20 protein-coding genes are annotated in these 23,740 nt (G+C 72.6%); 5 read left to right on the forward strand and 15 right to left on the reverse strand.

The genetic code is table 11. From position 1 onward, the window contains the following. Window positions 1-84: 84 nt before the first annotated feature. The 3 genes from IE331_RS13630 to rsmI all read right to left on the reverse strand — a co-directional run bounded on the left by IE331_RS13630 (window position 85) and on the right by rsmI (window position 3,221). On the reverse strand, window positions 85-1,224 hold the full coding sequence (locus tag IE331_RS13630) for a transglycosylase family protein (protein WP_201931778.1): 1,140 nt from the start codon (window positions 1,222-1,224) through the stop codon (window positions 85-87). A 267-nt stretch (window positions 1,225-1,491) separates the two neighbouring features. Then, window positions 1,492-2,379 (reverse strand): TatD family hydrolase, encoded by an 888-nt coding sequence (locus IE331_RS13635; RefSeq protein ID WP_192143946.1) that lies wholly within the window; start codon window positions 2,377-2,379, stop codon window positions 1,492-1,494. After that, on the reverse strand, window positions 2,376-3,221 hold the full coding sequence (rsmI, locus tag IE331_RS13640; protein ID WP_192144035.1) for a 16S rRNA (cytidine(1402)-2'-O)-methyltransferase: 846 nt from the start codon (window positions 3,219-3,221) through the stop codon (window positions 2,376-2,378). The genes IE331_RS13635 and rsmI overlap by 4 nt, the downstream gene beginning before the upstream one ends. 40 nt (window positions 3,222-3,261) lie before the next feature. On the opposite strand from rsmI, the gene IE331_RS13645 reads away from it, so the two are divergent. Next, window positions 3,262-4,965 carry a dolichyl-phosphate-mannose--protein mannosyltransferase gene (locus IE331_RS13645; protein WP_201931780.1) on the forward strand — a complete coding sequence of 568 codons (1,704 nt, stop codon included), beginning with the start codon at window positions 3,262-3,264 and terminating at the stop codon, window positions 4,963-4,965. Window positions 4,966-4,975: 10 nt separating this feature from the next. Here IE331_RS13645 and IE331_RS13650 read toward each other — a convergent pair whose 3' ends face one another. Continuing rightward, on the reverse strand, window positions 4,976-5,746 hold the full coding sequence (locus IE331_RS13650) for an MOSC domain-containing protein (RefSeq protein WP_201931781.1): 771 nt from the start codon (window positions 5,744-5,746) through the stop codon (window positions 4,976-4,978). 27 nt (window positions 5,747-5,773) lie between these two features. Then, window positions 5,774-7,069 carry an endonuclease/exonuclease/phosphatase family protein gene (locus IE331_RS13655; RefSeq protein ID WP_192143949.1) on the reverse strand — a complete coding sequence of 432 codons (1,296 nt, stop codon included), beginning with the start codon at window positions 7,067-7,069 and terminating at the stop codon, window positions 5,774-5,776. 170 nt (window positions 7,070-7,239) lie between these two features. Between IE331_RS13655 and IE331_RS13660 the strand changes: the two genes are divergently transcribed. Next, window positions 7,240-8,499, forward strand: coding sequence for an acetyl-CoA C-acetyltransferase (locus IE331_RS13660; protein ID WP_192143950.1), 1,260 nt, complete (start codon window positions 7,240-7,242; stop codon window positions 8,497-8,499). Window positions 8,500-8,518: 19 nt separating this feature from the next. Here the strand turns inward: IE331_RS13660 and IE331_RS13665 are convergent, their stop codons facing one another. The 3 genes from IE331_RS13665 to IE331_RS13675 form a co-directional block, all read right to left on the reverse strand. Beyond that, window positions 8,519-8,818: a hypothetical protein gene (locus tag IE331_RS13665; RefSeq protein ID WP_192143951.1), complete on the reverse strand. Its 300-nt coding sequence runs from the start codon at window positions 8,816-8,818 to the stop codon at window positions 8,519-8,521. A gap of 72 nt (window positions 8,819-8,890) precedes the next feature. Next, window positions 8,891-9,736 (reverse strand): PhzF family phenazine biosynthesis protein, encoded by an 846-nt coding sequence (locus IE331_RS13670; protein WP_192143952.1) that lies wholly within the window; start codon window positions 9,734-9,736, stop codon window positions 8,891-8,893. 18 nt (window positions 9,737-9,754) lie between these two features. Continuing rightward, on the reverse strand, window positions 9,755-11,899 hold the full coding sequence (locus IE331_RS13675) for a DEAD/DEAH box helicase (RefSeq protein WP_192143953.1): 2,145 nt from the start codon (window positions 11,897-11,899) through the stop codon (window positions 9,755-9,757). 427 nt (window positions 11,900-12,326) lie between these two features. Here IE331_RS13675 and IE331_RS16800 point away from each other — a divergent pair, with 427 nt between their 5' ends. Further along, a complete protein-coding gene (locus IE331_RS16800) occupies window positions 12,327-12,461 on the forward strand; it encodes a hypothetical protein (protein ID WP_263863366.1) in 135 nt (44 codons plus the stop codon). Continuing rightward, on the forward strand, window positions 12,458-13,597 hold the full coding sequence (locus IE331_RS13680; RefSeq protein WP_192143954.1) for a N(5)-(carboxyethyl)ornithine synthase: 1,140 nt from the start codon (window positions 12,458-12,460) through the stop codon (window positions 13,595-13,597). The genes IE331_RS16800 and IE331_RS13680 overlap by 4 nt, the downstream gene beginning before the upstream one ends. On the opposite strand, the gene IE331_RS13685 is transcribed toward IE331_RS13680, so the two are convergent. From IE331_RS13685 to IE331_RS13705, 5 genes are all read right to left on the reverse strand, one after another. After that, window positions 13,584-15,080, reverse strand: coding sequence for an aldehyde dehydrogenase (locus tag IE331_RS13685; RefSeq protein WP_201931782.1), 1,497 nt, complete (start codon window positions 15,078-15,080; stop codon window positions 13,584-13,586). The two genes, IE331_RS13680 and IE331_RS13685, sit on opposite strands and share 14 nt — an antisense overlap. A 113-nt stretch (window positions 15,081-15,193) precedes the next feature. Beyond that, complete coding sequence (locus IE331_RS13690; protein ID WP_201931783.1) at window positions 15,194-16,201, reverse strand: AraC family transcriptional regulator; 1,008 nt, start codon at window positions 16,199-16,201, stop codon at window positions 15,194-15,196. Window positions 16,202-16,253: 52 nt separating this feature from the next. Beyond that, window positions 16,254-18,596, reverse strand: coding sequence for a transketolase-like TK C-terminal-containing protein (locus IE331_RS13695; RefSeq protein WP_192143955.1), 2,343 nt, complete (start codon window positions 18,594-18,596; stop codon window positions 16,254-16,256). Next, window positions 18,593-19,822 (reverse strand): CaiB/BaiF CoA transferase family protein, encoded by a 1,230-nt coding sequence (locus tag IE331_RS13700; RefSeq protein WP_201931784.1) that lies wholly within the window; start codon window positions 19,820-19,822, stop codon window positions 18,593-18,595. The genes IE331_RS13695 and IE331_RS13700 overlap by 4 nt, the downstream gene beginning before the upstream one ends. Then, window positions 19,819-20,766 (reverse strand): hydroxymethylglutaryl-CoA lyase, encoded by a 948-nt coding sequence (locus IE331_RS13705; RefSeq protein WP_192143956.1) that lies wholly within the window; start codon window positions 20,764-20,766, stop codon window positions 19,819-19,821. The genes IE331_RS13700 and IE331_RS13705 overlap by 4 nt, the downstream gene beginning before the upstream one ends. Before the next feature lie 149 nt (window positions 20,767-20,915). On the opposite strand from IE331_RS13705, the gene IE331_RS13710 reads away from it, so the two are divergent. Continuing rightward, window positions 20,916-21,815, forward strand: a complete 900-nt coding sequence (locus tag IE331_RS13710) for an SCO6745 family protein (protein WP_192143957.1) — start codon at window positions 20,916-20,918, stop codon at window positions 21,813-21,815. A 15-nt stretch (window positions 21,816-21,830) separates the two neighbouring features. Here IE331_RS13710 and IE331_RS13715 read toward each other — a convergent pair whose 3' ends face one another. Then, the gene (locus tag IE331_RS13715; RefSeq protein WP_192143958.1) at window positions 21,831-22,850 is read right to left on the reverse strand and encodes a zinc-dependent alcohol dehydrogenase; all 1,020 of its coding nucleotides are present in this window, start codon (window positions 22,848-22,850) and stop codon (window positions 21,831-21,833) included. Continuing rightward, window positions 22,850-23,350, reverse strand: a complete 501-nt coding sequence (locus tag IE331_RS13720; protein WP_192143959.1) for a DinB family protein — start codon at window positions 23,348-23,350, stop codon at window positions 22,850-22,852. Before IE331_RS13720 ends, IE331_RS13715 begins: the two co-directional genes overlap by 1 nt. Window positions 23,351-23,740 lie beyond the last annotated feature (390 nt).

Consider the following 23,740-nt stretch of genomic DNA (forward strand, 5'->3'; position numbering starts at 1 on the left):
CGACCCGCCGCTCGTGTCCGGTGGGGACCGGACACAAGCGACGGGTCGAGGGTGCTCAGGCCGACAGAAGCGACGGGTCGGCGACTACTGGGGGAGGCCGAGCTTCTGGCTGCAGGACGGCCAGGCGCCGTACCCACCGCGCGCGTCGCGGAGCCGGGTCGCCACCGCGATCTGCGTCTCGCGGCTGTTCTGGTGCGGGTAGCCGGTGCCGCCGTAGCCGCGCCAGGTCTGCAGGTTGAACTGCAGGCCGCCGTAGTAGCCGTTGCCGGTGTTGATGGCCCAGTTGCCGCCGGACTCGCACTGCGCGAGCTGGTCCCACACCGTGCTGCCGCCGGCGAAGTTGGCGGCCGGGGCGGGCGCCTCCTCCTTGGTGCCGACCTTGACGATCCGGTCGACCGGCTGGCGCACGACGTTCGCGGAGACCACCTTGCGGGCGACCATCTCGCCGTTGCGGAAGACGATCCGGTAGGTCACGTCGCGGGCGCCGGCACGGCCCTCGCGGACGGTGTCGGTCTTCCCCTCGAGCATCGAGTCGTCGGAGCGCTCGACGGTGTCGAACGCGATCGACTCGCCGTCGACCTTCTTCTTCACCACGCGCACCTTCGTGACGGTGATCGAGTCACCCTTCTCCACGGTCGCCTTGCGGCGCGGCTTGACGATGTCGTTCTTGTCCACCTCGACGTCGAGCTGGTCGAGCACGTCGCCCACGGTCTGACCGGCGATCGTGCGCGTCGTGCGCTTGCCGGCACCGATCTTGATCTTCAGCTTCTTGGGCGTCACCACCGTGAGGCTCATACCCTCACGGTCGATGTCGGCACCACGGCTGGCGGAGAGGTCGGCGCCGACGAACCGGCGGCCGATCTCGTCGAGGGCACTGTCGACATCGGTGGAGGTGACCCAGTAGGTCTTCTCCTTGCCGTCGACGCTCAGCTCGAGCGGGCGGGCGAACTGGACCGAGATGCGGGTCCCGTCGTCCACCTGCTGGTCGAGGCCGGGGGCGACGACGTCGCGCTCGTCGACCTCGATGTCCTCGCTCTCCAGCACCTCGCCGACGGTCGAGCCGAGGGCGTTGACGGTGCGGGCCTCCCCGTCCACGGACAGGGTGACCTCCTTGTTGAGCGCGGCGTAGCCCATCGTCGTGCCCACGAGGGCGAGGACGACGGCGGTCGCCAGGACAGCGAGGAGCGAGGTGCTCCTACCGAGAAGATCGATGCGGTTGCGCACGGGTCTCCAGACTTCGGGTTTCCCGGGCCACGGGGGCCGGCGCAAACCGCAGCACACAGTCCTGTTGGACCGACGATGCGGGAACATCGTGCTTCGGCGACCGGTCGGCCACCTCTGCGCCGGCGCAGAATCTCATCCCGATCCCGGCCAACAGTGCTCGACCATAGGCATGACAAAGGGGACACGCCAACTCCTCGACCCCCGACTTGAGGAGATTGTGAGGCGTCTCTCGTCCCCGGTGTGACGTGGATCAACGGCCAGGAGGACTCACCAGGGGCCGTAGAGGGCGCTCGTGTTGGCGTCCACCGCCGCGCACAGGCCGGCCAGGTCGTCCCCCCGCACCTGCGCCATCGCGCGCATCGTGAGCGGCACCAGGTAGGAGGCGTTCGGCCGGCCGCGGTACGGCGTGGGGGTCAGGAACGGCGCGTCGGTCTCGACCAGGACCCGGTCCGCCGGGGTGACCCGCAGCGCCGCGCGCAGCGGATCGGCGTTCTTGAACGTGACCGTCCCGGCGAAGCTGAGGTGCGCCCCCCGGTCGAGGCAGGCGCGGGCCACGTCGGCGTCCCCGGAGAAGCAGTGCATCACCCAGCGCTCGGGGGCACCCTCCTCGTCGATGACCCGCAGCACCTCGTCGTGGGCGTCGCGGTCGTGGATCATCAGCACCTTGTCGAGGCGCTTGGCCAGGTCGATGTGCCGTCGGAAGGACTCGACCTGCGCGTCGCGGCCCTCGGCACCGGTGCGGTAGTGGTCCAGCCCGGTCTCCCCCACCGCCCGCACCCGGGGGTCCCGGGCGAGCTCGGCGATCTCCGCGATCGCCGTGTCGAGCTCGCCCGCCGCGGCGAGCCGGGGCGCCTCGTTGGGGTGCAGCGCGACCGCCGCCACCAGCGCGTCGTACCGCCCGGCCGCCTCGACCGCCCACCGGGCGCCGGGCAGGTCGCAGCCGACCTGCACGATCCGGGTGACCCCGACCTGCGCCGCGGCCGCGATCGCCTCCTCGGTGCCGAACCAGTCGTCGCCGTCGGCGATGTCGAGGTGGCAGTGGTTGTCCGCGACCGGGTGCGGCAGCGGCTCGGGGGCCGGTGGCGGCGTCCGGTCCCGGCGGCTCCCGGTCTTCTCCTCGGTGGCGGCCCGGCTGCGGGTGGGGCGGTCGGTCATCGGCGCCCCACCACCGCGTCGTACACCTCGCGCTTGGGGACGCCGGCGCGCTGCGCCACCTCCCGGATCGCGTCCTTGGGGGTCATCCCGTCCCCCTCGTTCGCGCTCACCAGCTCCCGCCACAGGGCGGGGTCGTGCGGAACGGCCGGACGGTCCTCGGCTCCCTGCACGACCAGGGTGACCTCGCCGCGGATCCCGTCCGCCGCCCACTCGACGAGCTCGCCGAGCGGGCCGCGGCGCACCTCCTCGTGGGTCTTCGTCAGCTCCCGGCACACGGCCGCCGGCCGGTCCGGGCCGAACGCCTCGGCCAGCGCGGCCAAGGCCGCGGCCGTGCGGTGCGGCGCCTCGAAGAAGACCATCGTGCGCCGCTCCTCGGCGAGCGCCGCGAGCCGTCGGCCGCGCTCCCCGGCCTTGCGGGGCAGGAACCCCTCGAAGCAGAACCGGTCGACCGGCAGACCGGAGACCGCCAGCGCGGTGAGCACGGCGCTGGGCCCGGGGACCGCGGTCACCTCGATCCCGGCCTCCACCGCCGCCGCCACCAGGCGGTAGCCGGGGTCGGAGACGCTGGGCATGCCGGCATCGGTCACGAGCAGCACCCGGTCCCCGGCCAGCAGCGCCTCGAGCAGCTGCGGGGTGCGACCGGCCTCGTTGCCCTCGAAGTAGGACACCACCCGGCCGGTCAGGGTGACGTCGAGGTCGGTGGTGAGCCGCTTGAGCCGCCGGGTGTCCTCGGCCGCCACCACGTCGGCGCCGGCCAGCTCGCCGGCCAGCCGGGGCGGCGCGTCGTCGGGCCGCCCGATGGGCGTCGCCGCCAGCACGAGTACGCCGGCACGGTCGGTCATCACGCCCCCGATCATGGCAGCCGCCGTAGAGTCTGCCGACGTGAGTCCCGTCGTCGCCCCCGAGGAGCGGGCCGGTCCCCGAGAGCCGACGCGGGCCGCCCCGGGCGACCGGGGCGGGCCCGGCGAGCCGGGCGGGCCGGTGCCGCCGGCGCGGGACCGGGCCCGGCCACTGGCCAGGCTGGAGGACCCGCTGATCGGCTGGGTGGCCGCGGCCGCCGTGGCGGTGCTGGCGTTCGCCCTCCGGGTCTGGCGGCTGGGGAACCCGAGGGAGTTCTCCTTCGACGAGACCTACTACGCCAAGGACGCCTGGTCGATGCTGCAGCACGGCTACGTGCGCGACTACGTCGACGGCGCCAACGAGAGGATCCTCGAGGGCGACCTGACCGGGCTGTTCCAGGACGAGCCGTCGATGATCGTCCACCCCGAGGTCGGCAAGTGGCTGATCGCGCTGGGCGAGCAGGCGTTCGGCTTCGAGCCGTTCGGCTGGCGGTTCGCCTCCGCGGTGGCGGGGGCGCTGATGGTGCTCGCGCTGGTCCGGCTGGTCCGCCGGCTCACCGGGTCGACGATGCTCGGCTGCGTCGCGGGCCTGCTGCTGTGCTTCGACGGCATGCAGCTGGTGCTGTCCCGGCTGGCGCTGCTCGACGTCTTCCTGGCGATGTTCCTGGTCCTGGCCGCCTCCTGCCTGGTGGCCGACCGGGAGTGGACCCGGGCCCGGCTGTCCGCGCGGCTGGCGTCGGCGGCCGGCGAGGTCCCCCGCTGGGGACCGCGGGTCTGGTTCCGTCCCTGGCTGCTGGGCGCCGGGATCTGGTTCGGGCTGGCCCTCGGCACCAAGTGGTCCGCGATCTACCCGCTGGCGGCGTTCGGGCTGCTGGTGTGGGCGTGGGACTCCGGCTTCCGCCGCTCGATCGGGGTCCGGTGGCCGGTGCTCAGGTCGGCCGTCCTGGACGGCGTACCGGCGTTCGTGCACCTGGTGGTGGTGGCCGGGCTGGTCTACACGGTGTCGTGGACCGGGTGGCTGCTGCACGCCGGGGAGTACGAGGAGCACCTCTCGCAGTCGCAGTACACCGTCCACCTGGACGGTGACCCTTGGCCGACCTCCGTCGAGCCGGACGCCGAGGGGTTCGTGGGCGAGACCTGGCAGTCGCTGCGCTCGCTCTACCACTACCACCGCGACGTCTACCAGTTCCACACCGAGGACCTCGACGACTCGACCCACGTCTACGCCTCCGACCCGGCCGGCTGGCTGCTGCTGGCCCGCCCGGTCGGGGTGAACGTCGAGAGCGACATCGCGCCCGGCACCCAGGGCTGCCGGGCGCCGGCGGAGAGCACCTGCCTGCGCGAGGTGCTGCTCATCGGCACGCCGGTGCTGTGGTGGGGCGGCGCGCTGGCACTGGCCTACGCCGCGGTGGCGTGGCTGGGGATGCGGGACTGGCGGTTCGGCTTCGCGCTGGTGGGGGCGGTGTCGCTGTGGCTGCCGTGGGAGCTCAACGACGACCGGCCGATCTTCCTCTTCTACGCCTCCGCGGTGCTGCCGTTCACGATCGTCGCGCTGACCCTCATCATGGGCCACCTGCTGGGCCGGGCCCGGGCGCCGTCGTCGCGACGGACGATCGGCACCATCGTGGCCGGCTCGTTCTTCGTGCTGGTGCTGCTGAACTTCGCGTGGTTCTGGCCGATCTGGACCAACGGGCTGCTCACCCGCGACGAGTGGCTGGACCGGATCTGGTTCTCCCGCTGGATCTGATCCTCCGGCGTCACCGATCCGTCGTGTGCCCGAGGACGCGCCATGGCGCGTCGAGGGACACACGACCCGGGGAGCGGACCTCGGCCAGCACCCCGAAGTCGGTGTCGTGCCGGTCGGTGACCGTCCGCAGCAGCGCCTCGTCGCCGTCCAGCCCCACCTGCGGCAGCGTGACCATCACGCAGCGCGGCATCGGCGAGACGACCTCGAGCACCGCCTCGCCCACCTGCAGCCGGCACCCGAGCCACTCGTCCTCGGGGAAGCCGGCAAGCTCACCGGTGTCGAGCACCAGGTTGGGGCGGAACCGCGCCACGTCGACCTCGCCTCCGCGCGCCTCGGAGAGCGCCGCCAGCCCCGACGTGGTGACCAGGTGCACCGGCCCGTCGTCGAAATGTGAGACCGCATCCTCCCGGGACAGCGTCACCGGCCGGCCGACGTACGCCGTCAGCGCGGCGTGGACGTCCGGGTCGGCACCGGCGACCTCCCGTCCGTCGGGGAACCCCACGACCGGCACATCACCGTCGTAGCGCGCGGTCAGCTCGAGCAGGCCGTCCATCCGGCGGAACCGGCGGCTGGACTTGCCGCTGCCGATCCTGCCGTCGGGCTCGCGCACCGCCCAGAGCCGGTCGCCGCGGACGCCGCGGGTCTCGACGTCGACAGCGTCGAGCCGCTCGCCAGCCAGCGACTTCACGGGGTAGCGGCGCAGGTCGACGACCCGGCCGGAGCGGTCGGAGGGGCCGGAGGCGTCGGACGGTTCGGAGGCGTCGGAGGGAGAGATGCTCACGCCGGCCATCCTAGGAGGCGCGAGACGCTACTTCCGGCACTCGTCGGGGGTGCGGATCCCGTCGCCGTCGTCGTTGCGGATGGTGCCGGTGGCGGTCCCGGAGTCGGCGATGACGTCGGTGTTGGTCCCGACCAGCCGCAGGGTGAACGTCTCGTGCGGCTCGCGGTCGACGTCGGGGATCCGCAGCACGTCGATGTGGTTGGTGTCGGGGTCGCCGTCGTAGAGCGAGGAGTCGTCGACGGTGTAGTCCACCCCCTCCTTGGCGGTGCCGCTGGTCTCGACGGTGGCGTAGCCGTACTGCGTGCGCCCCTCCAGCTCGAACCGCATGGGGCGGTCCCTCACCTGCCAGGGCTTGTGGCACTCCGCGCTGGTCACCGACGCGCTCCGGAAGCCGATGGAGCCGCGCTCGGGGGCATAGCCCGCGGGAGGCTCCGGCATCGAGTAGGTCGCGATCGCCGGGAAGTGGTCGGAGTTCCGGATGTCGTAGGCGACCGTCGTGGCCTCGGGCCGGGTCTCGTTCCAGACCTGGTCGATGTAGGCGTCGTTGCGGGTGCCGCCGTTGTCGAGGTTCACCCGGTGCCACATCGATTTGAAGCCGATCGCCTTGAACCGGCGGAACGGCAGCGGCCGGCGCCGCCACTTGAAGTCGGCCTTGTAGCCGGCGTTGAAGTCGCCGAGCGCGTAGACGTCGTACCCCTTGGCCCGCTCGTCGCGGGTGAGCCGGGCCAGCCCCTTCATCTGCCGCTTGAACAGCTCGAAGCGGCGCGGCCGCTCCGGGTTGCGCCGGCCGCCCTTGACCGCACCGCTGATGAGGTGGACGTTGATCACCGACATCGCGGTGCCGCTCGCACGGTCCCGGAGCCGGACCACCGTGGCGAACGTGGGGTCCTTGCGCTCCAGACCACCGGTCTTGCCCTCGATCTCGCGGGCCCGGGCGATCCGGTAGTAGCCCTTGCGACCCGGGGAACCGAGGTGGTCGAAGACGCTGCGCCGCCAGATGACCGGGTTCTGCTGGATCTGCGGAGGCCGGTAGTAGCCCCAGTCCCGGTCCTCCTGGAGGTAGTGGTTCTTGACGTTGGCGCCGATCTCCTGGAGGCCGGCGACGTCGACCCGGGGCTTGAACGCGTCGACGGCCGCGGAGAACTGCTGGAGGGTGCGGTCGGAGCGGATGTTGTAGGTGCCGATCCGCAGCGTGCCGGGCGCCTCCTCCGCCGCCGCACCGACCGGGGCGGTCACGGTCACGAGCCCGGCGGTCAGGGTGGCGGTCAGCGCGGTCGCGAGGGCGGCGGCAAGGGCGGCGCGTGGTCGCTTCGTGGTCAGCACAGCTTCGACTCCGAGTTCGGGCCCGACGGCAAGGACGGCACAGTCTAGGAACCGACCGGCTCCCGGGTCAGCGAAACGGACAATCCGACCGGCACCCCTCCAGACGGGCTGCCCACCCGACGGGGCGGGGGCGGCTACCCCGTCGCAGGGTGCCGTCCTAGCCTGAGCCCATGACTGCCCGGCACCGCTCGTCCAGCTCGTCCGACTCCCCCGACTCCCCCGACGACATCGTCGTCTGCTCACCGTTGCGTACCCCGGTCGGGGCGTTCGGCGGCGTGCTGGCCCGGGTCGGCGCCGCGGAGCTGGCCAGCACCGTGCTCAGCGAGCTGGTCTCCCGCACCGGCCTCGGCGAGGGCGACGTCGACGACGTGGTGCTCGGGCAGTGCTACCCGAACGGCGAGGCCCCCGCGATCGGCCGGGTCGCGGCCCTCGACGCGGGCCTCGGCACCGGCGTGCCCGGCCTCCAGATCGACAGACGGTGCGGTTCCGGCCTCCAGGCCGTGCTGTACGCCGCGGCGCAGGTCGGCACCGGCGCCGCCGACCTGGTGGTCGCGGGCGGGGTGGAGTCGATGTCCCAGGCCGAGCACTACGCCCTGGGGCTGCGCACCGGGGTCCGCGGCGACGGCGTACAGCTGATGGACCGACTGGCCCGCGGCCGGGTCACGGCCGGCGGCCGGCACCACCCGGTGCCCGGCGGCATGCTGGAGACGGCCGAGAACCTGCGCCGCGAGCACCGGATCTCCCGCGCCGACCAGAACGCGTTCGCCCTGCGCTCGCAGCAGGCGTGGAAGGCGGCGCACGAGCGCGGCGACTTCGCCGACGAGCTGGTCCCGGTGACCGTGCCCGGCGGCCGCCGGGGCGACGTCGTGGTGGACGTCGACGAGCACCCCCGTCCGGACACCACCGCCGAGCGACTCGCCGGGCTGACGCCGATCCGGGCCGCCCAGGACCCGGAGGCGACGGTGACCGCGGGGAACGCCAGCGGTCAGAACGACGGCGCCGCGATGTGCGTGGTCACCACCCGCCGCACCGCTCGGGAGCGGGGTCTGGACCCGATGCTGACCCTGCGGTCCTGGGCCGTCGCCGGGGTGGGGCCCGAGGTCATGGGCATCGGGCCGGTGCCGGCGACGTCGGCGGCGCTGGCGCGAGCCGGGCTCACCCTGGCCGAACTGGACGTGATCGAGCTCAACGAGGCGTTCGCCGCGCAGGTGCTCGCCGTCCTCCGGACCTGGGACGTCGATCCCGCGGACCCCCGCCTCAACCCGAACGGCTCGGGCATCTCACTGGGCCACCCGGTCGGCGCGACCGGCGGCCGGATCCTGGCGACGATGGCCCACGAGATGCGTCGCCGGGAGGCCCGGTTCGGCCTGGAGACGATGTGCATCGGCGGCGGTCAGGGACTGGCGGCGGTCTTCGAGTCGACCGCCTGAGGTCACCTCCGGGCTGCGCTCACTCGCGCGGGTCCGGGCCGCAGCCGCGCATCGGCCCGCTCTGGTCGCCGCCGTCGGCCGGGGCCTGCCCGGGCGGCGCCGTGTGCGGGTGCTGTTCGTCGCCGGCGCCCTTGCCCGGCCGCAGACCCAGCGGGTCCCGCCCCGGGGCGGCCTGGTGCGCGTGGTTGTCGTCCCCGTAGCCGCACCCGGGCCGGGGCGGCTCCGCCGAGGCCGGACCCGCCGTGAGCACGGCACCGAGGACGGCGGCCGGGGCCATGACGAGTGCGGTCGTGAGGGACGTGGTCAGCGGTGTGCGCACAGGAACTCCTTCGTCGGGGTGTCCGACCGAGTCTTGCTCGGACGTCCACACGAGTCCAGCGCCCGGGCCCCGCTAGGCGGAGATCGGTGCCGCCGCACCGGTGACGCTGATGCCGCCGGCCGGCGGCACGGTCACCAGCAGGTCGCTCGGTCGGCCCAGGTCGTAGCCCTGGTGGATCGTGAACCGGGCCGGAGGGTCGAGCAGGCCGTGCGCGCGGAGGTGGGCGCCGAAGGCGGCAGCGGCCGCACCGGTCGCGGGGTCCTCGACGACGCCGCCGACCGGGAACGGGTCCCGCGCGTGGTACGTCGACGGGCCCTCGCGGTGGACGATCTGGATCGTGGTCAGGTCGTGGGCCAGCATCACCGCCCGCATCCGGTCGAAGTCGTAGGCCATCTCGGCCAGCCGGGACCGCGACTCGACGGGCAGCACGAGGTGCCAGGCGCCGGCGTACGCCAGGCCGGGCGGGAGGTCGCGGTCCAGCACCTCAGCGGGCCAGCTCAGGGCGCCGAGCACGGCCGCCAGCAGCTCGTCCGGCAGCGGCCGACCCGCCGGCTCGACCGAGGTCAGGGTCGCCCGGAACGATCCGTCGCCGGTCTCCTCCACGTCGACCGGCACCTCGCCGCCCACGGTCTCGAGGACGAACCGCCCGGGGCCGTACCGCTCACCCAGCGCGACGCCCGTTGCGATCGTCGCGTGCCCGCAGAAGGTGACCTCGGCCTGCGGGCTGTAGTAGCGGGTCAGCCAGCGGCGCTCGTCGAGGCGCTGGTTGAACGCGGTCTCCGAGTAGCCGACCTCGGCGGCCACCCGCAGCATCTCCTCGGGCGACGGGAGCTCGTCGCCGAGCCAGACCCCGGCCGGGTTGCCGCCCCGCGCGCCGTCGGAGACGAAGGCCGACAACCGCAACAGCTCCGTGTCCATCGCCGGACCCCCTCCAGGTCAGCCAGCCGGCTCGTCCTCCCACTGTGACAGTTCGTCGGTCAGCAGCGCCACCAGCGCCTCGAGCTGGACGTCAGCCGAGGAGCCGACCTCCTCGTCGGACCCGTCGAGCGCCCGGGCGGCGAGCCCGGCCTTGCTGTCGATGAGCTCGGCGATCCTGGTGTCGATCGTCTGGGCGGCGATCACCCGCCACGCGGTCACCGGCTCCTCCTGGCCGATCCGGTGGATCCGGTCGATGGCCTGGGTCTGCTCGGCGTCGGTCCAGGAGAGCTCGGCGAGCACCATGTTGGAGGCGACCTGGAGGTTCAGCCCGACGCCCGCAGCGGTCAGCGAGCAGACCACGATCGCCACGTCCGGGTCGTTGACGAAGGCGTCGATCGCCTTCTCCCGCGCCTTGGGGGTCTGGTCGCCGCGGATCGAGGAGTACCGGATGCCGCGCTTGGCGAAGGTCTCCTCGGCGACGTCCATCACGTCGACGTGCTTGGCGAAGAACACGACCTTGCCGACGTTGCGCGCCAGCTGGGCGGCGTAGTCGGCGGCCAGCCCGGCCTTGGCCTGCCCGATGTGCCGCATCATCGTGAACACGTTCTCACCGGTCTTCGTGGTGGTCGTGTCCTCGCGCTCCCACGTCGCCACCCGGCGTACCAGCTCGTGGTCGATGCCCTCCACGACGACGCCGGAGGTGCGGGTCTCGAGCGCGGTCCGGTAGCGGTGCACGAGCCGCCGGGCCAGCTCGCGCTCGGCCTCGCGGATCGACCGGCCGGCCTCGTCGTCGAGCTCCACGGGCAGGTCCGCGACCCGGCGGGCCGGGATGTTCGCGGCCACGTCGACCTTGCGGCGGCGCACGATGCCCTGGTTGATGACCGCCCCGCGGGCATGGGCGTAGAAGCCGGGGTCGGCCGGGGTGAGGCCGATGTCCTCCAGCGCCTCCATGAGTACGCCGAGTGGCTTCTTGTCGTCGATCCACCCGAGGAACTGCCAGATCGCGCGGAAGTCCTCGATGTCGTTGATCAGCGGGGTGCCGGTGAGCGCCATCAGCAGCGGGCGCGCGGTCCGGCTGCGGATCCGGTCGGAGAGCTCCAGGGCGTGCCGGGAGCGCTGCGAGGTCTTGTTCTTGATGAAGTGCGCCTCGTCGACGACCATGCCGCGGAACCCGAAGTCGCCGAGCCAGCCGACGTGCCGGTCCAGCACCTCGTAGTTGACGATGACGATGTCGGCGAAGCCGTCGATCGTGTGCCCGTCGCCGTGGATCACGGTGGCCGGGCGGCCGGGCGTCCAGAGCTCGGCCTCGCGGGCCCAGTTGGTCTTGACGACGTTGGGCACCACCACGAGCAGCGGGTAGGCGTCGGCGGCCTCCGCGGCGAGCAGCGCCTGGGCGGTCTTGCCGAGGCCGGGCTCGTCGGCGAGCAGGAAGGTCCGGTGCCCCTCGGCGGCGGCCGCGACCACCTGGGCCTGGTGCCGCATGAGCTCGAGGTCGTCGGGGAGCTTGACGGTCGCCGGCTCGGGCAGCGGCAGGCACGACGAGTCGCCGCCGTACTCGAAGGAGCGCAGCAGCGGGCCGAGCAGCTCCCAGGTCGCGAGCCGGCGCGGGGTGGAGCGGCGCTGCTCGGCGACGGAGAAGTCGGGTGCGAGGAACGGGTTCGCCAGCTGCCGGGAGACCACCGACTGCGGCACGACGCGACGCTCGGTGGTGGCCTGGTCGGCGGCCGTCCTGGGTGCGGGCTCCTCCTCGGGCGGGACCTCGGCCCCGGCGGTGGTGAGCATCTGGCGCTTGAGGCTCTTGGCGGCGTCGGAGACCTCGGCGTCCTCGGCCAGCAGCATCAGCAGGGAGGTGTCGCGGGCGGCGGTCTTGGCGAGGATGGTGGCGACGCCGTCGAGTCGTTTGAGCTGCTCGGCGCGCTGCGCCTCGGTGCTCTCCTGGTCGGCCTTGACCCGGGCCCGCTCCTCGCGGACCAGCAGGGCGACGACCTGGAACTTGGTCCGACCCGAGCGGCTCACCGGGCCGCGCTGCACCTCGTTCTCCACCTCGCGCACCGCGCGGGCGAGGACCGGGATGATCCCCTCGTTGTCGAAGTCGCGGTTGCGGCGACGGTTGCGGGGGGCGGTCCGGGTGGCACCGGACTGACGCTGGCCTCGTCGAGCCAAGAAAGAACTCCTCCTCTGGAGTGCCGCGGCGGCTGGCCGTGGCGGGTCCTGCGACACCGTCCCCGGTCCTGGCCCGGGAGACGTTGTGACGCCGCGCGGTGCGGCGCCCGGAGGGCACCCCACGTCGCGACTCGGTCCACCCGGTCCGCACGGGACCGGTGTGCCGGGCCGACAGCCCGTCCACGCGGTGGACCCGCGGCCTCCCCCTGATGACCGCGGCACCGGGCCGGTCGGCGTGGGCCCGTCACCCGACGGGACACGTCACCGGCAGTCGGTGCTGCCCCGAGTCTAGCGCCCGACGGTCGCGGGCGCAGACTCCCGTGGCCTCCGGTGCGGCGTCCGCCGCCGCACGGACCACCTCGCGGCGCCGGCACGGGCGTAGTCTCGGAGCACGGAGCCATTCAGGCTTCCTCTCAGAGAGATCCCCATGAGCGACAAGTCGCCACGGCAGAGCATGTCCAAGAAGGCCGGGAAGTCCATCAAGGAGAAGCGCGCCGAGAAGCGCAACAAGGGTTCCGAGGAGACCTTCTCGGACAAGATCCACCCGGCGAAGAAGAAGTGACGCTGCTGCGGCTCGGTGTGGTCGGGTCGTCGTCGAAGGAGAACGAACGCCGACTGCCGCTGCACCCCGACCACCTGCCGCACCTGGACGCCGACCTGCGGGCGCGGATCACCCTCGAGCACGGGTACGGCGCCCGGTTCGGCGTCAGCGACGACTCCCTTGCCACCCACGTCGCCGGGTTCGCCTCGCGTGCGCAGATCCTGGCGGACTCCGATGTCGTCCTGCTCCCCAAGCCGCAGCACTCGGACGTGGCGGCTCTGGGGCCCGGGCAGGTGCTGTGGGGCTGGCCGCACTGCGTCCAGGACACGGAGCTGACACAGCTCGCGATCGACCGTCGACTGACCCTGATCGCCTTCGAGGCCATGAACCACTGGACCCGGGACGGCGCGGTCGGCCTGCACGTGTTCCACAAGAACAACGAGCTGGCCGGCTACTGCTCGGTGCTGCACGCCATGGAGCTGGCGGGGCTGACCGGTGACTACGGCCGGCGCCTGAGCGCGGTGGTGATCGGGTTCGGCGCGACGGCACGGGGCGCGGTGACCGCCCTCAACGCCCACGGCGTGCACGAGGTGGCGGTGCTGACCAACCGCGGCGTGGCCGCCGTGGGCTCACCGATCCACTCGGTGCGGATCCGGCAGTTCGACCACGACCCGGACGGCGAGCACCTGAGCCACGTGATCACCGAGCGGGGCCGCGAGCCGCTGGCCGCCTACCTGGCCGAGAACGACATCGTCGTCAACTGCACCCTGCAGGACACCGCCCGGCCACTGGTCTACCTGCGCTCGGAGCACCTGGCGGCGTTCCGCTCCGGCAGCGTCATCGTCGACGTGTCCTGCGACCTGGACATGGGGTTCAGCTGGGCTCGGCCGACGACCTTCGACGACCCGGCCTTCGTCGTGGGCGACAACGTCCTCTACTACGCGGTCGACCACAGCCCGTCGTACCTGTGGAGCTCGGCGACCTGGGAGAACAGCAACGCACTGATCCCGTTCCTGCGGCCGGTGCTCGAGGGCGCCGCCTCGTGGGACGCCGACGAGACCCTGAGTCGCGCGATCGAGATCCGGGACGGCCGGGTGGTCAATCCTCGGATCCTGGAGTTCCAGGGCCGCACCGCGGAGCCGCTCACCCCAGCTTGAACGGATCCCGCGTGCCTCCGGTGAGCTCCACGAACACCGACTTGTTCTCGAGGTACTCGTCGACGGCGGACGAGCCGTTCTCGCGCCCGATGCCGGAGAGCCCGAACCCTCCGAACGGCATGTTCGGGGCGACGACGCGGTAGGCGTTCACCCACACCGTGCCGGCCCGGACGGCCGCGGCCATCCGGTGCGCCCGGTGCACGTCCTTGGTCCACACCGCCCCGGCCAGGCCGTACGGCGTGTCGTTGGCCAGCCGGACGGCCTCCTCCTCGTCGCGGAAGGTGTAGGCGGTCAGCACTGGGCCGAACACCTCCTCCCGCGCGATCGTGGCGTCGGGCTCGGCCAGGACGACGGTGGGCCGGACGAACAGGCCACCCAGGTCCTCGTTGGGCTCGCCGCCCGTCGCGATCGTCCAGCCCTCGTCGCGGGCTCCTTGCAGGTAGCCGAGCACCTTCTCGTACTGCGGGCGGTTGGCGACCGGTCCCATCTCGGTCTCGGCCTCGGTGGGGTCACCCTGCTTGATCTGCTCGGCCCGGGCGACCACCTTGGCCACGAGCTCGTCGCGCACGTCCTCGTGGACGATCAGGCGCGACCCGGCCATGCACGTCTGGCCGGTCGCGGCGAACACCCCGGCAACCAACCCGTTGGCGGCGGCATCGAGGTCGGCGTCGGCGAAGACCACCTGGGGTGACTTGCCGCCCAGCTCCAGGGTCACCCGGTTGATGTTCGCCACGGCCGCCTGTGCCACCTTGGCACCCGTGGCAGTGCTGCCGGTGAAGGCCACCTTGTCCACCCCCCGGTGGGCGGCGAGCGCCTCGCCGGTGGAGCGGTCCCACCCGGTCACCACGTTGAGCACTCCGGCGGGGAGTCCGGCCTCGTGCAGCACCTCGGCGAACGCCACGGTCGATGCCGGGGAGTGCTCGGACGGCTTGACCACGCAGGTGCAACCCGCGGCCAGCAGAGGGGCGAGCTTGAAGGTCAGCAGGAGCAGCGGGCTGTTCCACGGGGTGATCGCGCCGACCACACCGACGGGCTCGCGGAGGGTGTACCCGAAGTACGTCGTGGGAGCCAGCGCCGGGACCGTTCGGCCCTCGAGCTTGTCGGCCAGGCCGGCGAAGTAGGAGTACCAGATGCCCAGACCCTGGAGCTGGCCGCGCATCTCGCGCATGAGCTTTCCGGAGTCGCGGACCTCGAGCAGGGCCAGTCGCTCGGCGTTCGCGGTGATCGCCTGGGCGACGTCGCGCAGGATCGCCGCGCGCTGGAAGCCCGACATCGGCCGCCAGGTCTCCTCGAACGCCGCCCGGCTGGAGGCCACCGCGCGGTCGACGTCCTCCGGTCCGCCGTCCGCGATGACCGCCCACGGCTTGCCGGCGTAGGGGTTCTGGGACTCGAAGGTCCGCTCGGACAGGGCGTCGACCTGCTGGCCGTCGATGAACAGCCCGAAGGTCTCGAGCTCGGTGGTCACGGGTGCGGTCAGAGACACGTGGGCTCCTCGGTCGTCGGGCCAGCTGTCCTGCCGACGCTACGAGCGCTCAGCACCAGGCACTATCCGCTGCCTGCTCAGCCACGTCCGCTGGCTGCAGCGGCGCACCGGGCTCACACCTCCAACCGACCCGCCTGGAGGGTGACGCTGGGCAGCTCGTGGAACTGGCTGCGGTACTGCTGGGCGAATCGCGACTGGTGGAAGAAGCCCCAGCGCATCGCCACGTCGGTGACCCGGGTGCGGTGCGGGTCGGCCCGCAGCAGGTCGGCCCGCACCTTGCTCAGCCGGACCCGTCGGACGTAGGCCATCGGCGACTCACCGAGCTGCTCCTGGAAGGCGGCGTGCAGCGTGCGGACGCTGACGCAGCTGACGCGGGCCAGGAGCTCGGGGGTCAGCTCGGCGTCGGCGTTCTCCTCGATGTAGCGCACGACCGCCGCCAGGCGCCCCAGCCGGGCCTTGTCCTCATCCCCCGCGAGTGCGTCGGAGTACTGGTGGCGGCCCGCGTGCAGCAGGTTGGTCAGCACGTAGGCCTCGAGCTGGGACCTGGCCAACGGCATGTCGCGGACCCCGCCGGGCCGCTCGAGCTCGGTGGCGAGGAACTCCACGGAGCGCAACAGGGCCTGGCCGGACGTGGTGGAGAGGTCGAGGCCGAAGTCGAAGTCGACGATCTCGGTGACCGGCCGGCCGATCAGGTCGGAGAGGTGCGACTCCAGGCTGCTGCGGGAGACCTTGAGGATCAGCTGCTCGGCGTCCGGTGACCAGCGCACGGTGTTCGCCTGCTGCGGGTTGAGGATCAGGCCCCGCTGCTGGGCCGGGGTGTGCTCCCGGCCCCCGTCGCTCCGCGAGGCCCACGTGGCACCCGTCAGCTGCAGGTTGATGTGGTACCACTGCTCGGCCGCGGGCATCCGGAGCTCGGTCTCGGCCTGGTAGGTGAGGTAGCCGAGCGTCAGGTAGCGGTCACTGGTCGCGTTGAGCCGCATGTCCATGGCGTCCTGCGGGCCGACCAGCTCGTGCGGGAGGTACACCCGGGTCACGGCGTCCCTGGCCTCCTCCAGGCTGCGCGTCGCCATGACGGCATCGCCCGCCAGGAACTCCTGGTGCATGCGCGCGCTCCCTTCCACGGCCACACTGTGTCCATTGTCACACTAGGCAAGAGTCGGCGCGAGCGTGACGTCACCGTCCCAACAGGTCGAGCGCCGCCTCGACGATCGAGAAGGCGTCGATGCCGTGCAGGGCGTACGCGTCGGCGAGGTCGGAGGACTGGCCGAACTGGCTCACCCCGAGGCAGCGGATCCGGTCACCTCGCGCGCCGCCGAGGAAGGCGAGGGTGTGCGGGTGGCCGTCTACGACGGTCACCACGGGGGCGGGGTAGGCGGGCGGGAGCAGCAGGTCGAGGATGCCTGACCCCTCACCCGTGCCTCGGCTTCCACGCTGCTGGAAGGAGCGGAAGACGAGGTCCGCACTCGTCAGGCAGACCACGCCCGCCACGACGCCCTGCTCCTCGAGCGTCCGGGCCGCGGCCAGCACCTCCGGCATCACGGCGCCGGCGCCGACCAGGACGACGTCCTCGTCCGCGGGCGCGTGAGCGGTGATCCGGTAGCCCCCACCGACCGCTTGGCGACGACGTCGCTCACGCATCAGGTCGTCCTCGGGAACCCGGGCCAGGGTCGGGTCGACCGGCCGCGTCGAGAGTCGGAAGTACGCCGACGTGCCACCGGGCACGCCGACCTGCTTCATCGCGTGCAGGAAGCACCACTCCAGGTCCTGGGCGAACGCCGGCTCCCAGGCGGTGCAGCCCGGCTGCTCGATGCCGATCGACGGCGTGGTCACCGACTGGTGCGCCCCGCCCTCGGGCGAGAGGGTCACGCCGCTCGGGGTGCCGACCAGGATGGACTGCCCGCCGGCGTACAGCCCGAAGGACCAGGGCTCCAGCGCCCGGTTGAGGAACGGGTCGTAGAGCGTGGCGATCGGGATCAGCCGCTCGCCCCACCTCGACCAGGTCGCCCCCAGCTCGCCGAGCAGCCCCACCAGGTTGACCTCGGCGATGCCGAGCTCGATGTGCTGGCCGCTCAGCGACTCCGACCAGCGCAGGATCCGCTGTGCGTCGTCCGCGAACCAGTCCCGACGCTCGGTGACCGACCACACCCCGGTCTTGTTGATCCAGCCCCCGAGGTTGGTGGAGGAGGCCACGTCCGGGCTGCATGTCACGACGCGGGTCGCCAGCCCCGGCGCGTCGCGGACCAGGTCGGCGAGCAGCCGGCCCAACGCGGTCTGCGTCGAGACATCCTTGCGGTAGGGGCGGCCCAGCGAGTCCGGGACGTCGAGCTCGCCGGTGAGGCCGACCGGGCGGCGCGCCAGCTCCCGCTGCCGGCGTACGGCGAGCGCGGCGGCGGGCGACCCCTCGGGGAACGGTGCCCACGGGTCCTCGAGGTCGGCGCCGGTGGCATCCGCCAGGGCGCGCATCTGCGCTTCGTTCAGCAGCACCGAGTGGTTGTTCGGGTGACCCTCGGTCGGAAGGCCGCGCCCCTTGACGGTGTAGGCGAACACCACGGTCGGCCGATGGTCGTCGATCGACTCGAAGGTGTCGACGAGGAGCCCGAGGTCGTGACCGCCGAGGTCACGCACGGCCGCGGCCAGGTGCGGTGTCGGCAGCGACTGCAGGAGCGTCTGCAGCTCCGGTGGCCCGTCGTCGCCCATGATCCGCTCGGCGACCTCGGAGGAGTCGACCCGCAGCATCCGCTGGTACTCCTCGTTGGGCATCGACTCCAGTCGCTCGCGCAGCAGGTCACCACCGGGACGCTGGAAGAGCGCGGAGATCAGACGGCCCCACTTGAGGGTGACGACCTGCCACCCGGCAGCGTCGAACATCGCCTGCAGCCGCTGGATCTGGATGTCCGGGACCACCCGGTCCAGCGACTGGCGGTTGAGGTCGACGACCCACAGCAGCTCGCCCAGGCTGGCCACCTGCGGATCGGCGACGGCCTCCCAGATCGCCCCCTCGTCGAGCTCGGCGTCGCCCAGCAGGCTGATGAAGCGCCCCGCCGGCGGGGCGTCCGCGAAGCGCGACCGCAGGTAGCGGTGGGCGATCGCCGCCCACAGGGTCGCGGTCGCCCCGATCCCGACCGAGCCGGTGGAGAAGTCGACGGGGTCGGGGTCCTTGGAGCGGGACGGGTAGGACTGCAGACCGCCCTTCGCGCGCAGCGTCGGGAGGTATGCCGCATCGAGGTCGCCGAGCAGATAGTTCACCGCGTGCAGCACCGGCGAGGCGTGCGGCTTGACCGAGACCCGGTCGAGCGCGGTCAGCTGGTGGAACCAGAGCGCCACCATGACGTCGACCATCGAGGCCGACGACGCCTGGTGGCCCCCGACCTTGGTGCCGTCACCCGGGCGGCCGCGGTTGGCGGCGTCGACGATCGCGGCGGAGAGCCACAGCACCCGTCGCGAGACCTCGCGCAGCAGCTCCAGGTCGGGCACCGTCGCCGCGCGGTCCTCCTCGTCCGGCTCCACGTGGCTCATGCCGTGTCCTCCTCGTGGTCGTGGGTGACGGTCCGGCCGAGTACCTCCTCGAAGAGCCACCGCGTGTCAGCACCCAGGTCCGGGCCGGCGTGCCGCACCGGGAGCGAGGTGCGTCCGAGCACGGGCACCACACCGGGGAAGGCGACCGATCGCGGTACGCCGTCGATGGAGACCGGCAGCTCCTGCAGCATCCCGCGGCTGCGGTACTGCTCGTCGCGCAGGATGTCCTCGGCCCGGTAGATCGGCCCTGCCGGGACCGCCGCCTCGTCGAGCACGCGCAGCACGTCGTCGCGGTCGCGGTCGCGGGTCCACGCCGCGATCGCCTCGTCGAGCTCGTCCCGCCGGGCCCAGCGCCCCGCGTTGCCGGCCAGCTCCGGGTCATCGGCCAGGTCCTCGCGGCCGATGGTGCGCATCAGGCGCCCGAAGATGGAGTCGCCGTTGCCCGCGACGACCACCGAGCGGCCGTCGCGGCACTCGTAGGCGTTGGAGGGGGCGATGCCCTCCATCCGCCCGCCCGTACGCCGACGCAGGACCTCGAACGCGGAGTAGTCGGGGACCAGGGACTCCATCATCGAGAAGACCGCCTCGTGCAGCGCGACGTCGACGTGCCGCTCGACGGGGGAGAGGGCGGGCGCGCCGGCCGCACGTCGGCGCTCGCGGTCCAGGAGAGACATCACCACCCCGAACGCGGCGTACAGGCCCGCGATCGAGTCGCCGATCGAGACCCCCACCCGCGCCGGCGGCCGGTCGGGGTCGCCCACGAGGTCGCGCATCCCGCCGAAGGCCTCCGCCACGGCCGCGAAGCCGGGGCGCCCGGCCATCGGCCCGGTCTGCCCGAAGGCGGAGACCCGGGCCACGACCAGGTCCGGGTTGGCGCCGGCCAGCACGTCCGGTCCGAGTCCCCAGCCCTCGAGCGTGCCCGGCCGGAAGTTCTCGATGAGCGCGTCGGACCGGCTCAGCAGGTCGAGGACCGCGTCGCGCCCCTCCTCGCTGCGCAGGTCGAGCTCGACGGAGCGCTTGTTGCGGTTGATGGTGCGGTACAGCAACGAGGTGTCGCCGCCGTACAGCCGCCAGGACCGGAGCTCGTCGCCGGTGCCGGGACGCTCGACCTTGATCACCTCGGCCCCGAAGTCCGCGAGCAGCCGGCCGGCGGTGGGCGCCGCGATGTAGTTGCCCAGCTCGACGACGCGCATCCCGGCCAGCGGCTGCGCGGGATCCAGGCTCACGACGCCACCGCCGGGAAGTCGCCCGCTCGACCGAGCAGCGCCGGCACCGGGCTGCTCAGCCGGTCCGAGAGCCACGAGGCGGTGCCGGTGAGGCCCTCGAGGTCGTCGGCGTCGGCGCCCGCGACGTCGGCCCCCGTGCGCCGCAGCAGGTGCAGCAGGTCCTCGGTCGCGATGTTGCCGGTGGCGGCGGGCGCGAAGGGGCAGCCGCCGAAGCCGCCGACGGACGCGTCCAGCGACACTCGCCCGGCGTACGACGAGAGGTCCAGGCGGGTGGCCGCCCACGCGTTCGCGTAGCCGGTGTTGCGGGTGTTGTGGAAGTGGAACCGCAGCCGCGGCACCCGCTCGTCACCCCGCACGAGGGCGGCCAGCGCCTCGACCTGGGTCGGCACCCCCACACCGACGGTGTCGGCGAAGGCCAGCTCGTCGATCCCGAGGTCGGCCACCCGGTCGACCACCTCGGCCACCTGCGCCACCTCGACCACCCCCTGGAACGGGCAGCCGAACGCCACCGCCAGGGTCACCGACGCCGACTTGCCGGCCGCGCGGGCGACCCGCACCGCGCCGGCCGCCTCCTCCAGCAACCGCTCGACGGGGGCGCCCTGGTTGCGGGTGCCGAACCCGTCGGTCACCGGCACCACCATGTTGAGCTCGTCGCAGGTCGTCTCGGCCGCACGCTCCGCCCCACGGCGGTTCAGGACGAGGCCGATCAGGTCGACGTCCTCACGCACCGGCAGCGCGGCGAGGACCTCCTCTGCGCCGGCCATCTGCGGCACCCGGTCGGGACGGACGAAGCTCACCGCCTCCATCCGCCGTACGCCGGCCGCGACCAGCCGGTGGATCAGCTCGACGCGGGTGTCCACGGCCAGCGTCCGTGACTCGTTCTGCAGCCCGTCGCGCGGTCCCACCTCCACGACGTCGACGATCGGCGTGGGCAACGGGTTCATCAGGCGGCTTCTCCTCGAACGGGGGTGGCAGCAGCCTCCACGAGGCCCGGATCCCTCGATATCCGGCCCGTGCAGGGTGTTGTCCCCTCGCTGCAGACCCTGCACGCTGCTCTGGTGCGGGCACCCGGAACGGGTGCACGATCCCGCCCATGGACTACGCAGAAGCACGGGCCGCCTTCTTCGGCGGCCGCGACGGTGAGGTTCGCACGCTCGACTGGAGCAGCCCCGGCAGGAGGCTGCGCGACGCGATCGAGCCGCTGGCCACGATCTGCTTCTGGAGCGAGCCGGTCTACGACGAGTACGCCGCGCTCGGCCTCGACTTCCTGCAGGGCTACGTCTACGGCCGGGGCTGCGTGCTCGGCGACGTCGAGCCCTCGGTGGCCGCGGCGGCCTTCGGCGTCTTCGAGCCCGGCCTGGTCGCAGACCTGTTTCGGTCGGGTCGCGCGACCTGCGGCGTGGCCGAGGTCCGCGGTGCCAAGGAGCGCGGCGCCGTGGCCGCCCTCCGGGAGTGCCTCGGCGAGCCCGACGACCTCGCCGAGGTCGTGGCCGTGCTGCGACGTGCGACCGAGGCGGCCGACCCCACGGGGCGCGCGCTGCACGCGGGTCTGACCGCGCTGCCGTGGCCCGAGGACCTGGTCGGCCAGCTGTGGCACGCCTGCTCGATCCCGCGCGAGCACCGGGGCGACGGACACCTGGCGGCGCTCGTCGCGGCCGGCCTGGACGGCGTACAGGCCAACCAGCTGACCGAGCTGTGGGTCGGCTGGGACCCGCTGAGCTACACCGGTTCGCGCGCCTGGAGCCCGGAGGCGATGAGTGCCGGGACCGGCTCGCTCGAGCAGCGCGGATGGGTGGACGACGGCCGGCTGACCGACGCCGGCCGCCGCCTGCGCGAGGACCTGGAGGAGGCGACCGACCGGGCGTCGTCGGCGGTGGTCGAGGCCCTGGGTGAGGACCTCGACCGTGTGGTCGAGCGTCTGGACGCCTGGGCCCAGCAGGTCGTGGACCGCGGGTGGTTCCCGCCGGACCCCTACAAGCGCGCGGCCGGCTGAGCCGGGCGGTCCGGCCTACGGGCTGACGATCACCTTGATCGCCCCGCCCGCCTTCGACGAGGCCACGTCGAACGCCTCGGCGACGTCGTCGAGCGAGAACCGGTGCGTCACCAGCGGGTCGAGGTCGAATCGGCCCGAGCGCACGAGCTCGAGGGCCCGCTCGTACTGACCGCGCCCGCCGTTGCCCCCCACGCCGTACACGGTCAGCGTCTTGGCCATGATCGGGATGACCGGCAGCGGCGGCAGGTCGTTGGCCCAGCCGATGTGCGCGAGCCTGCCCTCCTTGCGCACCACGTCGAGGCACATCGCCGACGACGCCGGGAACCCGCTCGTCTCGATGACGATGTCGGCACCCACTCCGTCGGTCAGCTCGAGGATCGCCTCCTGGGCATCGGTCTCGGCGACGTTGACGCAGTCGGTCGCGCCGAAGCTCCGCGACACCTCGAACGGGGCCTCCCGCGCGTCGGTGACGATCAGCTTGCCGGCGCCGGACAGCGCGCAGAGACGGGTCAGCGCGAGGCCGATCGGTCCCTGGCCCAGCACGACGACGGACTCGCCGAGGATGATCCGGAGGCGGTCGACGGTGTTGAGGCCGACCGCGAGCGGCTCCAGCAGCGAGGCCTGCCACGCCTCCACGCCGTCCGGACGCGGGATCAGGTTGACGACCGGCACGGCCACCCGCTCGGTCATGCAGCCGTCGGACCACAGCCCGATCAGCTTCTTCCTCTTGCAGTCGAACGGCTTGTCGGTGTGGCACTCCGGGCAGTCCCCGCAGGGCAGCGACGGCTTCACGGCGACCGCGCGACCCACCCACGACTCGTCGACGTCCTCCCCCACCGAGGCGACCCGGCCGGAGAAGTCGTGGCCGGGAACGCGCGGGAACGGCGTGTCGATGCGCCCGTCGTACTGGTGCACGTCGGTGCCGCACAGCGAGGCCGACTCCACCTGGACGACCACCCACCCGGGTGCCGCCTCCGGCTCGGGCCGCTCCTGGAGCTCGATGCTCTCCAGCGCGGTGAGGACGGCTGCGCGCATCAGATCCCCTCGGGGGCGAACTCGCGGTCGCGCATGATCTCGAAGGCCTGCTCGGCGTGGCCCGAGGCGTGTCCGATGATCAGCGGCGACCACTCCTCCACGGTCATCGTGCCGAGGTCGGGGATCGTGACGGTGCGTGCGAGCACCTCCGCGGACACCGCGGGGCCGGCCGTCGCGAGCGTACGCCGGGTGCTGGCCAGCTGCTGGCGGGCCAGGTCGATCGTCGGCGGCGGGTAGCCCACCATGTCGTGACCCACCTCCTCACGGAAGAAGAAGTCGACGTCGGGGTCGTTCTCGAGCCGCTTGATGTCGCCGAGCCAGAGGATCGAGCACATGTTGATGTGCGAGACCACCTGCGCCACGGTCCAGCCACCGTCGCGGTGGGCGCGGTGGAGGTCGCCGTCGCTGAGCCGACCGAGAGCGTCGTCGAGCCGCGCCAGAGCGGCGTCCGCGTCCTGCAACGCCTGGGCAATGGCCTCGGGCACCTGCTGGTCGTTCATCTCGCACTCCTTCCGGGGGCTCCGCCGCCGGAGCCTGCGTTCGAAGCCTCACCTACGGTGAGCCGCGTCGATATCCCGCTGGTGCACGACGTTGTCCCCTCAGCGCACGATCCGCCGATGCCCCTGGCCCTGCGACTTCCCCGTGTACCGCACCGTCGCCACCATCACCTCAGACCGATGTGGTGCTCACGAAATCCCGAGAGGCCATGCTCGTCTCCTGTTTCAGGATCCGTGCATGGCCTCTGACCAGCGGGTTCGGTGGAGCTGAGGGTGCCTGGGTTCACGACATAGGTCCCTACTGACACGTCCCACATGAGTCGCGACATCGGTCACAGTGCCTGGGCATGTCGAAAGCCCGGGTCGCAGTCCTGAAGGTCGTCACCAAGGAAC

Source organism: Nocardioides donggukensis (assembly GCF_014842875.1).
Classification (GTDB): Bacteria; Actinomycetota; Actinomycetes; order Propionibacteriales; family Nocardioidaceae; genus Nocardioides; species Nocardioides donggukensis.